This window comes from Planococcus sp. RAB007_Raresut, from assembly GCF_057369535.1.
The window spans coordinates 105078-122502 of record NZ_JBXYIF010000003.1 but is presented as its reverse complement, the minus strand read 5'-3'; the positions used below and the strand labels follow the sequence as shown (position 1 = coordinate 122502).

Here is a 17425-nt window from a genome sequence, read left to right as displayed (position 1 = left end):
TGCGGCTGAAAATATGCCGCTTCGCCAAATCGTCTTATGCCTGTCGAAGCAGAACGGCTCTTTCCGCTTTTCAACGCAAAAAAGCCCCATCCCAAAGGGACGAAGCTTAGTTCGTGGTTCCACCCTTCTTCTGTTCCAATCAATAAAAAGAATGGAACGAAGCTCTGCATCGGCTAACGGGCCGGTTGCCGGCAGCTGCTACTCCAAAAGGTTCACAACTGCTGCTCGGAGGCGGTAAATGGATTGCCGTTTCTTAAGAAGCTTTCAGCCTGGGCTTCTCTCTCTGGAAGTCGTGCAATCCGTTATTGTCCTCGTCGTCGCATTTAAAATCATATTTCGATTAGATTTACTATAAACCGAAAGCATTTAAAATGCAATCACTGTAAATAAAATGCATTTAAAATGGGCTCACACATTGTTTAATTCCGCCAATTGCGGCCGTCCATTTTCACAGGGTTCGTCAGTGCACGAATCCGTTCCATAACGCGTGCCGCTTTTAAATCTTCTTTTTCACCACGCTGAGAATATGTCAGGTGATGCTGAAGTTCAGAGTAGCTGAAATTCGAAGTCATGAATGTCGGCAGCTTTTCTGCCATACGGTAATGAAGGATGGTGCCCAGCACTTCATCCCGCGTCCAGCTCGACATCGCTTCCGCTCCGATATCATCGAGCATCAGAACATCCGCCTTTTTGACATAGTCCACTTTTTCCTGCAGGGTCTGGTCGCCGATCGCCTGCTTCATTTCACGCATGAATTCGGGTACGAATACCAAAACCGATTTGACGTTAATTTCCGCCAGCTCATTTGCTACCGCACTTAGAAGATAGGATTTTCCCACTCCGAATTTGCCGTGGAAAAACAAACCTTTTTCCGGCAGATTATCCGGTCCTGTTGCCTGATCCAGAAATGCGCCGACTGCCCGGAATGCTTCCATCCGGCTGTCGTCCGCTTCGAAATCGGACAGTGTCGCCTGCATAACTTCTTTCGGCATGTACATGCTGTGGATCAGAGAGCTTGCGCGGCGTTTATTGTCATAGGCATTTTTTGACTTACATGGCGTATAAGCGATGCCGATCGTATTGCGCTCCAAAACCAGATTCGGTTCAAAGCCTTTCAGATGATTGATGCAGCCATCCAGGTTAGGGCATTTATTGCAATCATGCGATTGGTCGATGTACTCATATAATTTGTGCATGCCGCGGTCGACGATGCTTTTATCGATTTCAGATGCATGTTCCTCAAGAAAATTCTGGACACCAGGGTTCTCCAGCACTTCCTTGCGCATATCATTGTAACGCTCTGAAAAAGCCGGTGCATTGACAACCCGTTTTAAGGTTTCCCGTATCGGTTCCATTTAATCACCCTTCCCTTTTTTCAAAGCAAGTTTCGCCAGAAGTTTTTGTTTCTCGACTTCCAGGCTTTCATTTTTCTGCGGAGCTGCTGTCTGCGGCTCGTCCTTCGTATAGAACCATTCCGGCAGCTTCTCTTCACGTACAGGCTTGCCGTTAGAACGGGACGACGATTTCGAAGCTGCAGCAGGTGATCCTTCCGACTTCCATTTCACATACTGCGCATGTTCAGTGCGCGCGAGTTCCATCGCTTCCGCAGCAGTGGATACATTTTTACGGATCCAGTGCGATGCGATTTTTTCCACATAGCCTTTGGTCAATTTCATATCTGTCCGCAGAAGAACATACTGCAGCAGTACATTCACCACCGCCGGCTCCATGCCGTGCTGCATCACCAGATTATTGGCAAGCTGGACATCGGCGGACAAGGGCTCTTTCCCGCCGGCAATGTCCCGGAGCACATCAATCGGTGACGCGGATTCCAGGTACAGGATCAATTCTTCCTGACGGTTCTTCGGCTCAGCTTCCGGTTCAGGCGTTTTCGCCAGTACCGGTTCCAATTTCGGCGCAGTTGTGGATACCGTCATCTTATAATAATCGGATGCGGATTTTTTAATTCCTTCTATAGTAAGACGATAATCATCTTCAATGGCCAATAGGATCACCTTTTGCATTTCAAGCGGATCCCAGCCGTACAGGAAAGCAAGTTTGCTGATAATGTCTTTGATCGGTGCAGTCAATACGCGTTTTGGCACCAGCTGTTCAGAAAGACCCTGGTGGAGCAGACTGAAGTCAAAATCGTATTCCGCTTTATAGCCTTTTCTGGCGCGCTGCTGCATTTTTTGCGAATCGTTGGGATAACCGGCTTTTGCATGGACCGGCTGAAAAATATCCGTGAATGTCCGTGAAACTTCTTCATATGAATCCATATCTTCCGCAGGCAGGATAAATCGGTCCCGGACTCTGCGGTACGCGATATCACCGATCTTGCTGAACAGGAACATCGACAATAAAGGATCTGTAAAAAAGTCTTTCGGATCAAGCGGCGGACATAATTCGTAAAGGAACGTACGTGATTCTGTTCCTTTTTTATATGTTTTCAGCAAACCGATAGCTTCCAATTGGAGCCGTGATTCGAAAATTTTGGCAATCGGCATGCCCAACGTGTTCATCAGCGTGTAATGCGGTGTTTCATTTCTTTCCGCTTCTCCTTCCGCCCAAAGCGTCAGGTAAAGTGAAATCGCTTCAGCACCGACCATAGGCTGATAAAGAAGCGTCAGTAATTGGCGGTCGTAATTTGAAAATGGATAAGGCAGACGGATCTTAAAAGCATCGGCCGCCTGCAACTCCTTATAGAACGCAGTCATATTTCACCGCCTTACTCGGATATCTTGTCATCCGGATTCTTATTCAATAAATCCTTCAGTTCATCTATGAATACATTAATGTCTTTGAATTGACGATAGACGGAAGCGAAACGGACGTAGGCCACTTCATCGATTGCCGCCAGCTTGTCCATCACCATTTCACCAACTTGTTCAGATTTCACTTCGGCATTGCCGATTCTGCGAAGATTCTTTTCAATAGTAAAGACAAGCTCTTCCAGTGTTTCCAGCGGAACCGGACGTTTCTCGCATGCCCGGATCAAGCCGCGCAGCACTTTCTCCCGGCTGAACTCTTCGCGGGAACCATCTTTTTTCACGACAATCAGCGGCATCTCTTCCACTTTCTCAAAAGTGGTGAACCGATAGCCGCATTCTTCGCATTCCCTTCTTCTTCTGATCGATTTCAATTCATCTACTGGCCGCGAATCCACGACACGGGTACCGTTATGCTGACAAGCCGGACATTTCATATTGACATCTCCCCAAATTCTCTTTCTTGTGGTATAAGTATAACAAAATTTCAGCGTTTATAATATTTGATTTTGGAATCAAGCTATATATATAAACAAATTACATTTAGTAATCGATATTCCGCAAAACAACTCCGCTTTCCTAGTGGCTTGTACTGAGCTAACTCGAGCTCGTTCCACTTCGCCCGAGTGGATCTCAGCACTTCGCTTGCTCACTTGGGAGTCTTCGTTGTTTTGCTCCATATCTTTAGAAATTTCTTTAAGAAACGAATCAGTCCATACATTGTAAATTATTTTGTTATATTTTTTAGAGAAAACAAATATAATCGTTTAGTTAACTCGGGCCATCGCCCGAGTGTCTAACAGCCAAACTCTTGTTAATAAGTCCACTTAATTTCATATCATTTCCAGAAGTGATTCCAGCGAAGGAGCGCGTCTGGACGGAGCGGAGCAATAAGACGAGTGCTCTTCTCGGCTTATTGCGGGAGCTGAGTCCGAAGCGACGGAGCCCCTTATATAAAATATCTAAAACAATTAGAGAACACCTTGCCAACTCGGGCCATCGCCCGAGTCGTTTACAGCACGACTCTAATTCCTAAGTCCTCTTAAACACCTTTCAAGTCCAGAAGCAGTTCCAGCGAAGGAGCGCGTCTGGACGGAGCGGAGCAATAAGACGAGTGCTCTTCTCGGCTTATTGCGGGAGCAAAGGTGAGCCATACGAAGTTGGCGTCACCTTTGCGACGAGCTGTGCGCAGGAGCATAATCTTTGCCTTGTCCATAGCGACGAAGCGGCATATTAAACATGTTTATTAACATATCTACACAAATAGAAAAAGCAGGGGATCAGCTCCCCTGCTTTAATGTCTTGGTTTAAATGGATTATGCAGTTACTGTAACTTTGGTTTTTCCAGCACCGACTGGACCCATTCCACGTGGCAATTCTGTTACTTCGCTCGATTGTGAGCCAAGTGCCTTAGCGATATAATCCGCTGCAATAGTCGGATCAAGATCACCACAAGTGTAAACATCTACACTCGCATAGCCGTGTTCAGGAAAGCTGTGGATTGTCAAATGTGATTCAGAAATGATTACTACGCCGCTTACGCCTTGTGGCGCAAATTTGTGAAAAGCGACCTCGCGGACTTCTGCCCCTGATTTGAGTGCTGCATCAACAAAAGTTTGTTCGATATAATCCATATCGTTTAATTTGTCAAAATCACACTGCCAAAGTTCTGCAATTACGTGACGTCCCATTGTTTCCATGGTTCGTTTCCCCCTTTGATATCATTTTGGTTTCGTGCTCAAAATATTCAAAGTTGACTACCACGGGGGAAAGTTAGTCCAAAGAGGTCCTAACCCTTTAAGCAGTCATGTGAATAAAATTTCTCCTTGAGATTCCTCATTGAGCTTTGGAATCGGCCAGAGGAAAGTAGCTTTTTTGCTACGAATCATAGTATATGATGTATTCCATGGAAATGCAACAAATAAATCTGATAAAAATTTCTTTTTTTCGTGAGTTTTTCGCACAAACTAAAAACCACTTTTTCATAGTAATTGAAAAAGTGGTTTGTGTCATTAAATTACACTCATCGCGGAAGCGACGCGTTTTGTCAGGTCGATCACTCGAGCGGAATAGCCCCATTCATTGTCGTACCACGCAAGGACTTTTACTTTCCGGTCTGCAATAACCATTGTCGTCAGACCATCTACAATGGCTGAGTCCGTAGTTGTGTTGAAATCTTTCGATACAAGCGGTTCCATTGTGAAATTTAAAATCCCTTTCATCGGACCGTTAGCCGCATCGATGAATGCCTGATTGACTTCTTCAATCGTTACATCACGATTAACATCAACCACCAGGTCGACTAAAGAAACGTTCGGTGTTGGAACGCGCAATGCCAATCCGTGCATTTTCCCTTCCAGATCAGGAAGAACTTGCGACAAGGCTTTTGCTGCTCCTGTCGAAGTCGGGATGATCGACTGGGCACAAGCGCGCGCACGGCGAAGATCTTTGTGAGGATTATCAAGATTTTTTTGGTCGTTCGTGTAAGCGTGTACAGTTGTCATCAAACCATTGTCGATGCCAAACGAATCGTTGAGAACTTTCGCGACAGGTGCCAAGCAGTTCGTTGTGCAGCTGGCATTGGAGATGATATCGTGCTTGCTGATATCCAATTTATCTTCATTAACACCCATGACAATCATGATATCTTCATTTTTGCCAGGTGCAGTCAAAATGACTTTTTTCGCTCCAGCTTCAAGGTGAAGGGCTGCTTTGTCACGTGAATTGAATTTGCCAGTCGCTTCGATAACGATATCTACGCCCATTGATTTCCATGGGAGTTTCAAAGGATCTCTTTCGCTTACCAATTCAACCCGTTTTCCATTGACAATTAAAGCTCCTTCTTCGGCGCTTACTTCTCCGTCAAAGGTGCCGTGATTTGTGTCATACTTTATTAAATGAGCCAAAGTTTCGGCAGGATAACTAGCGTTTACCGCTGAAATAGTTATATCATCCATTAAAATTGCCTGTCTGAACACCATGCGGCCAATACGGCCAAATCCATTAATCGCAATAGAAACTGTCATTTAAAAGTCCTCCATTAATTAAGTTATACTTATATTTTTAATTCGTTATATAGTATAACACATTATCCCGATTCGAGAACCTCAAAACCGGACGAATATTTCAGCTTTGTGAACTTTCTCCCCATTTCTCCAAAATCCGTGTCAGCTGATGGGCGGTTTCTTCTATAGTTCCATTATTATAAATGACGGCATCGGCACCTTCTTCTTTTACAGACATCGGCAACTGGGAGCTGATCCGTGCCCTTGCGTCTTTTTCGCTTAAACCATTTCGCTCCATTAGTCTGGTCAGCTGATTTTCTTCAGTCACGCTGACGACTAGTACCTTGTCGACAAAATGCTGCAGCTTGCTTTCAAAAAGCAAAGGGATGTCCATTACAATCGTGCTGTGCCCTCCAGCCAAAAACGCGCTTCTTTGCCGAAGCATTTCCGCGCGGATTGCAGGATGGACGATATCGTTCAGTTGTTTTCTTTTTACAGGATCTGAAAATATAAGCGCCCCTACTTTTTCCCGGTTCATCGACCCGTCTTCACGGATTACTTCCGGACCGAATAGAGCTTCGACTTCGGTGAGCGTTCCACTGCCAGGTTCTACCACTTGTCTTGCAACCAAATCCGCATCAATAATCGGATACCCTAAGTCTTCCAACATTTTTGACACGGTGCTTTTCCCGCTGGCTATACTTCCCGTCAATCCAATAATCATCTTAAGCCCTCATTTTTGGCATGATGGACAGTAAACAGAAGTGCGTCCCCCGATTTTCAGGGTTTTCGTTACACTGCCGCAAGTCATGCATTGTTTTTTTCCATACATAGCGAAGCGGTTTTGCATACCTCCCGATTCTCCGTTGATGTTCCGGTAATCGGAAATAGTGCTTCCTCCCGCTTCGATGCTTTCCAAAAGTATTTCCACTACTGCTTTAAAAAGTTCAGTTCTGCGTTTTCTGCTGATTCGGTGTGCAGCACGGTTCGGATGAATCTTCATCCGAAACAGAGCTTCCGTTGCATAAATATTGCCCGCTCCGGAAATAACCTGTCCATCCATAATCACTTCTTTGATCGGTTTGTTTCGATATTTCGGACTTTCTGACATCTCCAGAAAATGCTGCAAGGCGGATTCGTCAAAAGGTTCAGGAGCCATCAGCAGCAGCGGCGGATAATCCCCTTCTTCATTCAGCACTCTCATTTCACCAAAACGGCGGATATCCGAATAAGCCAGTAGGTTGCCATCATTTAACGTCAAAACGACATGCACATGTTTACGGAACTTCTCTTCCGGAATAGACATCAGGCTGCCTACATAAAACCAGGCACCTGACATCCCCAGATGATTCACAAGCAAGAACTCTCCGTCTTTCCTTAAACCGAAATAAATATATTTACTGCGCCGCTCCACACTGACTATCTGTGAACCTTTTAATCGATCAATAAAACTGTCGGCCTCGACTTTCTTTAAAACGGCTTCCTTCCCTCCGGTTTTTGACAACCGGATCGTATCGGATACAAAAACATCATCTATTTTCTTGCCGATCGCAACTGGCCGTATTTGCCGGACCACGCCCTCTACTTCAGGAAGTTCAGGCATTCTACAGGCCTCCAATCATTTCGTTTCATACCATGTATCGCCGTGTGCGATATCAACTTTCAATGGTACGTTCAATTGCATTGCCGATTCCATCACTTTAGGAACCAATTCCATCAATTTATCCAATTCATCTTTTGGCGCTTCAAAAATAAGTTCATCGTGCACTTGCAGCAGCATATTCGCTTTCAAGCCTTCACGTTCTAAAGCTTCGTCCATATCAATCATCGCTTTTTTGATGACATCCGCTGCACTTCCCTGAATCGGTGTATTCATCGCTGTCCGCTCCGCAAAACTGCGCAGGTTGAAGTTTGAACTCGTAATATCAGGCAAGTAACGTCTGCGGTTCATCAATGTCGTCACGAATCCGTCTTTCTTCGCCGATGAAACGATATTGGTCATATATTGCTGAACTCCAGGGAAACTCTTAAGATAACGGTCAATGAATTCCGCTGCTTCCTTACGGGGGATATTCAGGCTTTGCGATAAGCCATAGTCACTGATGCCGTAGACAATGCCGAAATTGACCGCTTTGGCAGCGCGGCGCATATCCCCTGTCACTTCTTCCAATGGAACATGAAATACATCCGCAGCTGTGGCGGTGTGAATATCCTGATCGTCTTTGAATGCCTGCACTAGCCGTTCATCTTCAGACATATGCGCAAGTACACGCAATTCAATCTGTGAATAATCTGCTGCCACCATCACCCAATCCGGTTCAGAAGGAACAAACGCTTTTCTGATTTTACGCCCTTCTTCCAGGCGCACAGGAATATTCTGCAGATTCGGATTCGTCGAGCTTAAGCGGCCCGTTGTAGTCAGAGCCTGCTGGAAACGAGTGTGGATTTTGCCATCATCATGGATTTCCTTCAATAAACCTTCTATATAAGTAGAAAGAAGTTTACCGAGCTGTCTGTAAAGCAGGATGTGGGAAATGATTTCATGTTGGCCTTCCAGTTTTTCCAGTACATCAGCGGCTGTCGAATAACCGGTTTTGGTTTTCTTTAAAGCCGGCAAGCCTAATTTTTCAAACAGGATGACACCTAATTGCTTCGGTGAATTAATATTGAATTCCTGTCCGGCAAGACTGTATATCTCGGATTCAATCGTTTTCAGCTTCGCTGCCAATTCTTCTCCCATATCTGATAATTGCGCCCGGTCCACTTTAACGCCAAGTGATTCCATTTTGCCCAGAACTGTAGCAAGCGGAAGCTCCAATTTGTCATAGAGGTCAAACTGTTCATTCTCATCCAGTTTTTTGATGATGATGTCACGCACTTTCCAAATTGCCCGTGCTTTTCTGGCAATATGCTCATGCAAGATGTCATCTTCCGGCACTTTTTTCTTAGCGCCTTTGCCGTACACCTGTTCATTTGTAGACACATCTGTATAGCCGTATTCCAACACAATATTGGCCATATCGGTATACGTCAGTGAAGGATTGACGATATAGGCACCCAGCATCAAATCGAAATCGACGCCATCGAGTTCAATCTCACTGCGCAGGAATGCGGCAGTCGACGCTTTCGAATCGGACATGTATTTTTTCTTCGAAGGATCTGCCAGCCATTTTTTTAACACTTCCGACCCTTTTACCACGTCCATCGGTATGACGTAGGTGTCGATTTCATCAGACAATGCCACGCCAAGAAGGTCGCAGGTGTGGTAATGCTCATCATACATTTCCAGGTGAACCGCCATTTCATCTTTTAGAATAGAAGGATCCACTTCGGTTACAACTGAATACTTCAATTCCTCCTTGACGGTTTCTTCTGCCGTATAATCCATTTTCTCCAATAAAGATTTAAAAGCCAGCTCGTTCCAGATCCGGATCAATTCATCTTGGTCGGGGCCATCATAACCCAGCTCGTCAAGTTTTACTTCAACCGGTGCCTGCCGTTCAATCGTAGCCAGCTTTTTGCTGATATAAGCGAGATCTTCATTGGCGACCAGCTTCTCTTTCATCTTTCCTTTTTGCTGTTCAATCGCCTCGTAAACGCCTTCGACTGAACCATGGGCTGCAAGCAATTTCAGCGCGGTTTTTTCGCCGACGCCTGGAACACCTGGTATATTATCGGAAGAATCGCCCATTAAGCCTTTCATGTCAATGATCTGTAAAGGTGTCAGGCCATACTTTTCCTTGATATGGTCAACGGTATATTTTTCAATATCCGTAATTCCTTTGCGCGTGATATAAACCGTAGTGGTGGGAGATGCCAGTTGGGTCAAATCCTTATCACCTGAAATGACAATCACTTCATCGCCTTGCTTTTCCGCTTCCAGGCTCAAAGTTCCGATAATGTCATCCGCCTCGTAATTCGGCAGCTCATATTGCTTAATGCGGTAAGCATCGATCAGCTTCCGCAAATAGGGGAACTGCTCGGATAATTCAGGTGGCGTCTTCTGGCGGCCGCCCTTGTATTCACTGAATGTTTCATGCCGGAAAGTGGTCTTCCCAGCATCGAAAGCAACCATCATATGAGTGGGCTTTTCCTCTTCAAGAATTCGTTGGAGCATCATCGTGAAACCATATACGGCATTTGTATGGATGCCATTTTCATTTGTCAGCAGCGGCAGAGCGAAAAACGCGCGATACGCCAAGCTATTGCCGTCCAGTAATAGTATTTTCTTAGCCACAAAATTACCCCTTTCAATAAAAAACCGTCATTCCCTTTATTTTACCACGAGGGCAAAAAGAAGAGAAATGACGGAAGGTTTTATTCCATTATGCCGGATAAAACACTGGCATATGGTGAATCTGAAGGCAGGATGATGACTGTATCCTCACCGATGGTTTTCGTATACGACTGGAGCGAGCGATATAATTGATAAAACTCGGGATCTTTTGAAAACGATTCATTGTAGATTTTTGCCGCTTCCGATTCCCCTTCTGCCTGGATCAATGCCGCTTCCTTGCGGGCAGTGGCAATCACTTCCTGGGCTTCCCGGTCGGCCTGCGCTTCAATTTCACGTTTTTTCGCGTCACCCTGTGATAAATAATCCTGCGCTGTGGAATCACGTTCGGAAATCATGCGGGTATAAACCGATTGTTCGTTCTCCGCCGGCAGATCTGTCCGTTTCATCCGGACATCTGTCACTTGGATGCCGTACTGGTCTTTTTCAAGCAGTTCGTTGACCTTCGCTGTGACATTGTCATTCAGACTGCCCCGTGAAGAATTTTCATCATTGATGATTTCGTCATAATCCAATTGGCCAAGTTCAGTCCGGATCACCGAGTAGATAAACTCTTCCATTCTGGATTCTGCGTTGACGATCGTCGCAGCGTTGGTGATCAATTCACGCGGATTGACTACTTCCCAGACGGCGTAATTATCGATGATAATCCGTTTTTTATCTTTTGTATTGATTTCCGCTTCCGACACATCATAAATCATCTGGTATTTCGGCAGCGTGGTCAGGCTCTGGATGAAAGGGATTTTCATGTGCAGGCCTGGATCTTCTTTGATATCAACCACTTCGCCGAACTGGCGCACTACCCGGTATTCGTTTTCCTTAACCACATAGACGTTCGCCAATAAGATAAGCAAGACTATCAATGCGAGTGATAAGCCTGTAATCAGCTTCCAGTATTTTTTGAAGTTGATGGGATCTTTCGGCTGTTTTTTGGGCTTGGATGGTTTATAGACATCAAATTTACTTGGTTCGTTTTGCGGTTTATTCGTTTCCATCTGTGTCGCCTCCCGTCTCAGTTTCTGCAGCCCGAGGCAATAAAGTCTGGCTGTCGCCCAACGGCAAATACTTCATCGTGCCGCCTTCATCGTTCATGATATAGAGTTTTGCGTTCGGTAATACCGTTTCAAGGGTTTCAAGAATCAAACGCTGTCTGGTAACTTCAGGATTCGCTTCATACTCTGTGAATAATTTATCGAATACCGCTACATCACCACGCGCTTGTTCCACCCTTGCCACTTTTTGACCCTCGGCCCGGGAATTGATCGCAGCTTTTTCCCCTAATGCTTCGTTTCGTTTTTGGTTCTCATATTTTCTGGCCTCATTGATTTTTGTATTCATGGTTTCGCGCGCATCGGTAACATTGGTGAACGCGGCGCGCACTTCCTCGTTCGGCAATTCGACATCCTGCAGTTTGACTGCCAGAACGGAGATTCCGATATCGTATTTTTCAATCAAAGAAGCGAGAAGGTCACGTGTTTCAGCTTCTATTTCAGCTTTTCCTGAAGTCAGTGCGTCATCGATCAGTGAACTGCCGATGATGGAGCGGATTGAAGCGGATGTTGCATCGTGGAGAATCTCTTTAGGTTCTTCCGCATTGAAAAGATATTTTTTCGGATCGGTGATTTTCCATTGTACGACCAAATCGGTCAGAACTATGTATTCATCACCTGTGATCATTTTTGTTTCTTTGTCAAAAGAAACAATCTCTCCATCTTCGTCCTGGCTGTAGCCGAATTGAAGACTGTAGGTTTCTTTGGAAAGCACTTCAGCCCGTTGAATCGGCCACGGCATCTTAAAATGCAGCCCTGGTTCAACAATGGTTTCATTGGCTACACCGAAAGTGATGATAACCGCCTGTTCAGATTCATCAACCGTATACCAGGATGTCAGAACCGCTACGAGTAGCAATATCCCGACGATGGACAGCCCAATGATGGACAGAACTTTTTTTGCTGTCATAATTTCGTCCTCCTTCTATATGTATAATAAATATACGGAAAACCACATGAATAGTTTCATAAAAAAAGAAAAAGGACCTCGTGGAAGGTCCTTTTTCTCCATTGGGTGTTGAAAGGGGGTTCTATTAGAAGATACCACCCCTATGTGAAGACAGTATTAATACAATGTAAAGCTTTGTATATTTATAACGTTTCACTCAGCCAGCGGCAGGTAAATGGTAAAAACGCTCCCGCTCCCAGGAGTGCTCCGTACTTCTATTTTGCCATGATGCGCTTCCACCAGATGCTTGACGATGGACAAACCAAGACCGGTTCCTCCGGAATTTCGGCTCCTTGCTTTATCCACTCGATAAAAACGCTCGAACAGCCGGCTAATCTCTGAAGCGTCAATTCCAATCCCTTGATCTTCCACTTCCACGACCGCCTGATTTGCTTTTTCGAATAACCTGACTGTAACCGTTTTTTCAGATGCAGAATATGTAATGGCATTTACCAGCAGATTCATCATGATCTGCACGAGCCTATTGGCGTCTCCAGCCACATAAACTTCTTCAAGATAGGTTTCGCATTTCATGTTCTTTTCTTCGAAACGGGAATGGACCATTTCAAAAGCGTATTCAATCACCGCTTTCATGTCCGTAGGCTGCGCATCGACTTCAAAGCCGCTCTGTTCAACACGGGATAACTCCAGAAGTTCCTCAATCAACGTTTCCAAACGATTTGTTTCCGTTTGAATAATTTCCAAGAAAGATAATAAAGCAGTTTCATCTTTATATGCGCCGTCAATCAGTGTTTCCGAAAACCCTTTAATGGAAGTTACAGGTGTGCGCAATTCATGCGAGACATTCGCGACAAAATCTTTGCGGATTTGTTCCAGGCGTTTCAAATCAGTAATATCGTGAAGCACGATGACTATGCCAAGCCATTGTTCGTGATTGCCGATTACAGGAGCCCCGTACACCTCGAGTGCGCGGGTATTGATGCCCGATTGATACTGTAATTGTTCCCTTGCCGGAGTCTCAGTCATAAAAACCTTTTCAATAAAACTTGCCAGCGTTTGGGGAATCGGCAATTCTCCATAGAATTTTTCCTTAATATCCATTGCGGTCAATTCAAATTCGTTTTGGAAGTATTTATTCGAAAGTGAAATCTTTCCTTGCCGATCGATCATGATCAATCCGCTGCCCATGGTTTCGATAAGTGTTTTCAAACGCTCCTGTTCCATTTCGCGGACAGCTGTTATTTCCTGCAGATTCCGCGCCAGCACATTGATCGTTGAACTCAATGGCGCTGAACCGATTTCGGCATCTTCATAAGCCCGTGCACGGTAATTGCCTTTCACCAGTTCCATTGCAGTTTCTGTAATATTTTCGATTGGGGCAATATGGATTTTGATGATACGGTAGCCTAATACTGCCGCAAAAATAAAAGCTGCCAAAAACACAAGAGCCAGCAACAGCCAGAATTCCAAATCACTGTCCATTTGCTGTTGCAGCGGAAGAATCTGAACAACAACAATATAGAGGCTGAGCAAAAGAGTGCCGAGCCAAATAAGAAGAGTGCTCAGCAACCGACGCCGAAATGGCTTCATACGGCTTTAGGCTCCTCGAATTTATATCCTAGACCGCGGATAGTTTTGATGAAAACCGGCTTGCGGCTGTTCTCTTCAATCTTCTCTCTGAGGTGGCTGATATGGACATCCACTATACGGGTATCTCCTGCAAAATCATATTTCCAGACCGCACTCAGTAATTGATCCCTCGTCAGCACCCTGTTTTTATTTTCCATCAGGTAAACAAGCAGCTCGAACTCTTTAGGTGTGAATTCCAATTGTTCATCATTAAGGAAAGCTTCATATCGTTCAGGATAAACTTTCAACTCGCCCAATTTCATTTCTGATGAAGATGAATCTTCGCGCTGAACTTTAATGCCTTCCGATCTCCGAAGAACTGCTTTGATCCTGGCAACAACTTCCCGCGGGCTGAATGGTTTGGTCATATAATCATCCGCACCGAGTTCCAGTCCCAATACTTTATCGAACTCATCGTCTTTGGCAGTGAGCATAATGATGGGTGTGCTTACTTTTTGCAGACGCAATTCCTTGCAGATTTCTACTCCGTCCATTGACGGCAGCATCAGATCCAGCACAATAAGAGACGGTGCCTCTTTTAATGCCAGTTCATATCCTTCTTTGCCGTCATTTGCGACAATCGTTTCATATCCGGCTTGCGTCAAATTATAAGACAGCAATGTTGCGATGGATTGTTCATCTTCAATGATTAAAATTTTCTTCTGCATTTTACAGCCTCCACATTCAGTTTGAAACCCCCATTTCAAACCAATTAAAAATTATCCATTGCTTCAGTGGTCAGCCGACTCAGCACTTGCGGCGGATTTGCAACAAGTATGCCTTCGAGCACCATTTCACCATTTTCATCTGTCGCTTCCACGCGAACAGTCACTTCATTGGCCGACACATTCACTTCGGTAACTTCCAGAAGAAAATCAACGGTTGCATAGTGGTAGACAGGCTTTTTGAATTTTAAATGCTGTTCGGTAATATACGAACCTGGACCCGGCAGATACTTCGAGACTGCCGAAGTGATGATTCCTGTGAGCATCGCTGTTGGCACTACAGGCTTTTCGAATTTCGTCTGGGAAGCAAAATCGTGCTGGATGTACAGTGGATTTCCGTCATTTGTAAGACCCAGATAAAGGAGAAGATCTTTATCCTCAATATTTTCTGTCAGCTTGAGCTTCTCACCAGTCGCCATATCTTCGATTTTACGGCCTAACTTCCGTTTCTTTCCCAGCAACATTAAAATCCCCCCTGTTGTCTTAATACTTTAATAATATCAATTAAGCACTGAAAAGCAAACCGCGTGCGGAATATCGGTTTCATTAGCCTATTTAAAACAGCAAGAAAAAACGGACAGGAAATCCCGTCCGCCTTCAACTGCTTATGCCAGAATCTTCATGACCGCTTTTACTGATTCTGCAGATTTATCCAATAAAGCTTTTTCTTCTTCATTTAAATCAATTTCAAATATTTTCTCGATCCCGCCTGCTCCAAGAATTGTCGGCACTCCCAAATAGATGCCGTCCATTCCGTACTCACCTTCCAGGTAAGCGATAGCCGGCAATACCCGGCGCTGGTCTTTGATGATCGCTTCAGCCATTTCCACGAGCGACGCGGCGGGAGCATAATAAGCGGAACCGTTGCCGAGCAAATTGACAATCTCCGCTCCGCCTTTACGAGTACGGTCCACTATTTCATCCAGCCGTTCTTTTGAAATCAGCGTTTCAAGCGGTATGCCGCCTGCATAAGAATAGCGAACGAGCGGCACCATATCATCACCATGGCCGCCGAGAACAAATCCGCTGATGTCTTTGACGGAAAGATTCAATTCCTGTGCAATGAATGTTCTGAAGCGCGCGGAATCCAGTACGCCTGACTGGCCGATAACCCGTTCTTTCGGAAAACCTGAGGCTTTATATACTGTATAAGTCATCGCATCCACCGGATTAGTAAGAACCAAAATCGTCGAGTCCGGAGAATATTTCACGATTTCAGCAGTTACGGATTTCATGATTTTTTGGTTAGTCTGAACCAGGTCATCCCTGCTCATTCCTGGTTTACGGGCAATTCCGGCAGTGATGATAACCAGATCCGAATCTTTGGTATCTGCATAGTCAGCAGTGCCGATGACATTTGAATCATAGCCGATTACCGGCCCTGCTTCTGCCATATCCAGCGCTTTCCCTTTTGCCGGATCTTCCATTTGCGTAATATCGACCAACACAACATCCCCCAGTTCTTTTTGAGCCAGCAGAAAAGCCGCCGTAGCCCCTGTAAATCCTGAACCGATCACTGAAATCTTTTTGCGCTTGAATGTCATACTATCTCTCCTTATCAATCAGATTTTCGCTATCAATAATAAAATCAATTGCCCCTACTTCATACTGTTTCCTTTGAGGCTGAATCTGAAACTAAGTTACACAGGTTTTGTCATACAAAAAAGAGAGGGGGATTCCCCTCTCTCCAAATATTACATGTTTTTGATTAATTCATCAGCGAACGCTGAAGTTTTCACTTCTGTTGCGCCGTCCATAAGACGTGCAAAGTCATAAGTTACAACTTTAGAAGCGATAGTTTTTTCCATTGAGTTTGTGATCAATTTAGCCGCTTCGCTCCAGCCAAGGTGTTCAAGCATCAATACACCTGAAAGGATGACAGAAGACGGGTTCACTTTATCAAGGCCAGCGTATTTAGGTGCTGTTCCGTGAGTTGCTTCGAAAATTGCATGTCCAGTATCGTAGTTGATGTTCGCTCCAGGAGCGATACCAATTCCGCCTACTTGAGCAGCCAAAGCATCTGAAATGTAATCGCCGTTCAAGTTCATTGTAGCAACTACATCGAACTCGCTTGGACGAGTAAGGATCTGCTGAAGGAAAATATCAGCGATTGAATCCTTGATAAGGATCTTGCCTGAAGCAAGAGCTTCTTCCTGTGCTTTGTTTGCAGCATCAGTTCCTTGCTCGTCTTTCACTTTATCGTACTCGTTCCAAGTGAAGACTTTATCGCCGAATTCCTGTTCTGCCACTTCATAGCCCCAGTTTTTGAAAGCTCCTTCAGTGAACTTCATGATGTTACCTTTGTGTACTAGAGTTACAGACTCGCGGCCTTCAGTCAACGCATAGTTGATCGCTGCGCGCACAAGGCGTTTTGTTCCTTCTTCAGAGATTGGCTTGATGCCGATACCTGATGATTCTGGGAAACGGATGTTTTTAACGCCCATTTCGTCAGTCAGGAAAGAGATCAATTTTTTAACTTCGTCGCTGCCGTTTGCATATTCGATACCAGCATAGATATCTTCAGTGTTTTCACGGAAGATGACCATATCAGTGTCTTCAGGGCGTTTAACCGGTGAAGGTACTCCTTCGAAATAACGAACTGGACGCAAGCAAGTGTACAAGTCAAGTTCTTGGCGAAGTGCCACGTTCAATGAACGGATACCGCCGCCGATTGGTGTAGTAAGAGGTCCTTTGATAGCGATCAAGTATTCACGGATTACATCAAGAGTTTCTTCTGGAAGCCATTCGCCAGTTTCGTCGAATGCTTTTTGTCCAGCAAGAACTTCTTTCCATACGATCGATTTTTCACCGTTGTATGCTTTGTTTACCGATTCTTCAAGAACGCGTGATGCTGCATTCCAGATATCCGGTCCAGTACCGTCACCGATGATGTATGGAATTACTGCATTGTTGGGTACGTTCAATACACCGTTTTCTACTGAAATCTTTTCGCCGTTTGCCATTATAAAATTCCTCCTGTGTTCAAAGTCATAGGGCTGCAGAATATGCCAGCCCTATCATCTTTATATTTTTTTGCTTCTATTA

At 44.9% G+C, this 17425-nt stretch carries 15 protein-coding genes; all 15 read right to left on the bottom strand.

Annotation, left to right across the window (positions count from 1 at the left end; translation table 11 throughout):
- Nucleotides 1-419 precede the first annotated feature (419 nt).
- Complete coding sequence (gene dnaI / locus AC2Q9J_RS07210) at nucleotides 420-1355, bottom strand: primosomal protein DnaI (protein ID WP_499038484.1); 936 nt, start codon at nucleotides 1353-1355, stop codon at nucleotides 420-422.
- Nucleotides 1356-2717 (bottom strand): replication initiation and membrane attachment family protein, encoded by a 1362-nt coding sequence (locus tag AC2Q9J_RS07205; protein ID WP_499038482.1) that lies wholly within the window; start codon nucleotides 2715-2717, stop codon nucleotides 1356-1358.
- Nucleotides 2718-2728: 11 nt separating this feature from the next.
- Nucleotides 2729-3205, bottom strand: a complete 477-nt coding sequence (gene nrdR, locus AC2Q9J_RS07200; RefSeq protein WP_084246445.1) for a transcriptional regulator NrdR — start codon at nucleotides 3203-3205, stop codon at nucleotides 2729-2731.
- A gap of 879 nt (nucleotides 3206-4084) precedes the next feature.
- Nucleotides 4085-4468 (bottom strand): adenosylmethionine decarboxylase, encoded by a 384-nt coding sequence (gene speD, locus AC2Q9J_RS07195; RefSeq protein WP_499038478.1) that lies wholly within the window; start codon nucleotides 4466-4468, stop codon nucleotides 4085-4087.
- Nucleotides 4469-4780: 312 nt separating this feature from the next.
- Nucleotides 4781-5794, bottom strand: a complete 1014-nt coding sequence (locus AC2Q9J_RS07190; RefSeq protein ID WP_499038476.1) for a glyceraldehyde-3-phosphate dehydrogenase — start codon at nucleotides 5792-5794, stop codon at nucleotides 4781-4783.
- A 100-nt stretch (nucleotides 5795-5894) separates the two neighbouring features.
- On the bottom strand, nucleotides 5895-6497 hold the full coding sequence (coaE, locus tag AC2Q9J_RS07185) for a dephospho-CoA kinase (protein ID WP_499038474.1): 603 nt from the start codon (nucleotides 6495-6497) through the stop codon (nucleotides 5895-5897).
- A gap of 9 nt (nucleotides 6498-6506) precedes the next feature.
- Nucleotides 6507-7376 carry a bifunctional DNA-formamidopyrimidine glycosylase/DNA-(apurinic or apyrimidinic site) lyase gene (mutM, locus tag AC2Q9J_RS07180; protein WP_499038471.1) on the bottom strand — a complete coding sequence of 290 codons (870 nt, stop codon included), beginning with the start codon at nucleotides 7374-7376 and terminating at the stop codon, nucleotides 6507-6509.
- 15 nt (nucleotides 7377-7391) lie between these two features.
- Nucleotides 7392-10010 (bottom strand): DNA polymerase I, encoded by a 2619-nt coding sequence (gene polA / locus AC2Q9J_RS07175; protein ID WP_499038469.1) that lies wholly within the window; start codon nucleotides 10008-10010, stop codon nucleotides 7392-7394.
- Between the two features lie 80 nt (nucleotides 10011-10090).
- The gene (hflC, locus tag AC2Q9J_RS07170; RefSeq protein ID WP_499038467.1) at nucleotides 10091-11062 is read right to left on the bottom strand and encodes a protease modulator HflC; all 972 of its coding nucleotides are present in this window, start codon (nucleotides 11060-11062) and stop codon (nucleotides 10091-10093) included.
- Nucleotides 11049-12026 carry an FtsH protease activity modulator HflK gene (gene hflK / locus AC2Q9J_RS07165; protein ID WP_499038465.1) on the bottom strand — a complete coding sequence of 326 codons (978 nt, stop codon included), beginning with the start codon at nucleotides 12024-12026 and terminating at the stop codon, nucleotides 11049-11051. The genes hflC and hflK overlap by 14 nt, the downstream gene beginning before the upstream one ends.
- Before the next feature lie 192 nt (nucleotides 12027-12218).
- Nucleotides 12219-13616 carry a two-component system histidine kinase PnpS gene (pnpS, locus tag AC2Q9J_RS07160; protein ID WP_499038463.1) on the bottom strand — a complete coding sequence of 466 codons (1398 nt, stop codon included), beginning with the start codon at nucleotides 13614-13616 and terminating at the stop codon, nucleotides 12219-12221.
- Nucleotides 13613-14323: a response regulator transcription factor gene (locus tag AC2Q9J_RS07155; protein ID WP_499038461.1), complete on the bottom strand. Its 711-nt coding sequence runs from the start codon at nucleotides 14321-14323 to the stop codon at nucleotides 13613-13615. The genes pnpS and AC2Q9J_RS07155 overlap by 4 nt, the downstream gene beginning before the upstream one ends.
- Before the next feature lie 44 nt (nucleotides 14324-14367).
- Nucleotides 14368-14844 (bottom strand): MaoC/PaaZ C-terminal domain-containing protein, encoded by a 477-nt coding sequence (locus AC2Q9J_RS07150; protein ID WP_499038459.1) that lies wholly within the window; start codon nucleotides 14842-14844, stop codon nucleotides 14368-14370.
- A 141-nt stretch (nucleotides 14845-14985) separates the two neighbouring features.
- A complete protein-coding gene (mdh, locus tag AC2Q9J_RS07145) occupies nucleotides 14986-15924 on the bottom strand; it encodes a malate dehydrogenase (protein WP_499038457.1) in 939 nt (312 codons plus the stop codon).
- 150 nt (nucleotides 15925-16074) lie between these two features.
- Entirely contained in the window at nucleotides 16075-17343 is a 1269-nt protein-coding gene (icd, locus tag AC2Q9J_RS07140; protein ID WP_499038455.1) for an NADP-dependent isocitrate dehydrogenase, read from the bottom strand.
- Nucleotides 17344-17425: the final 82 nt, after the last annotated feature.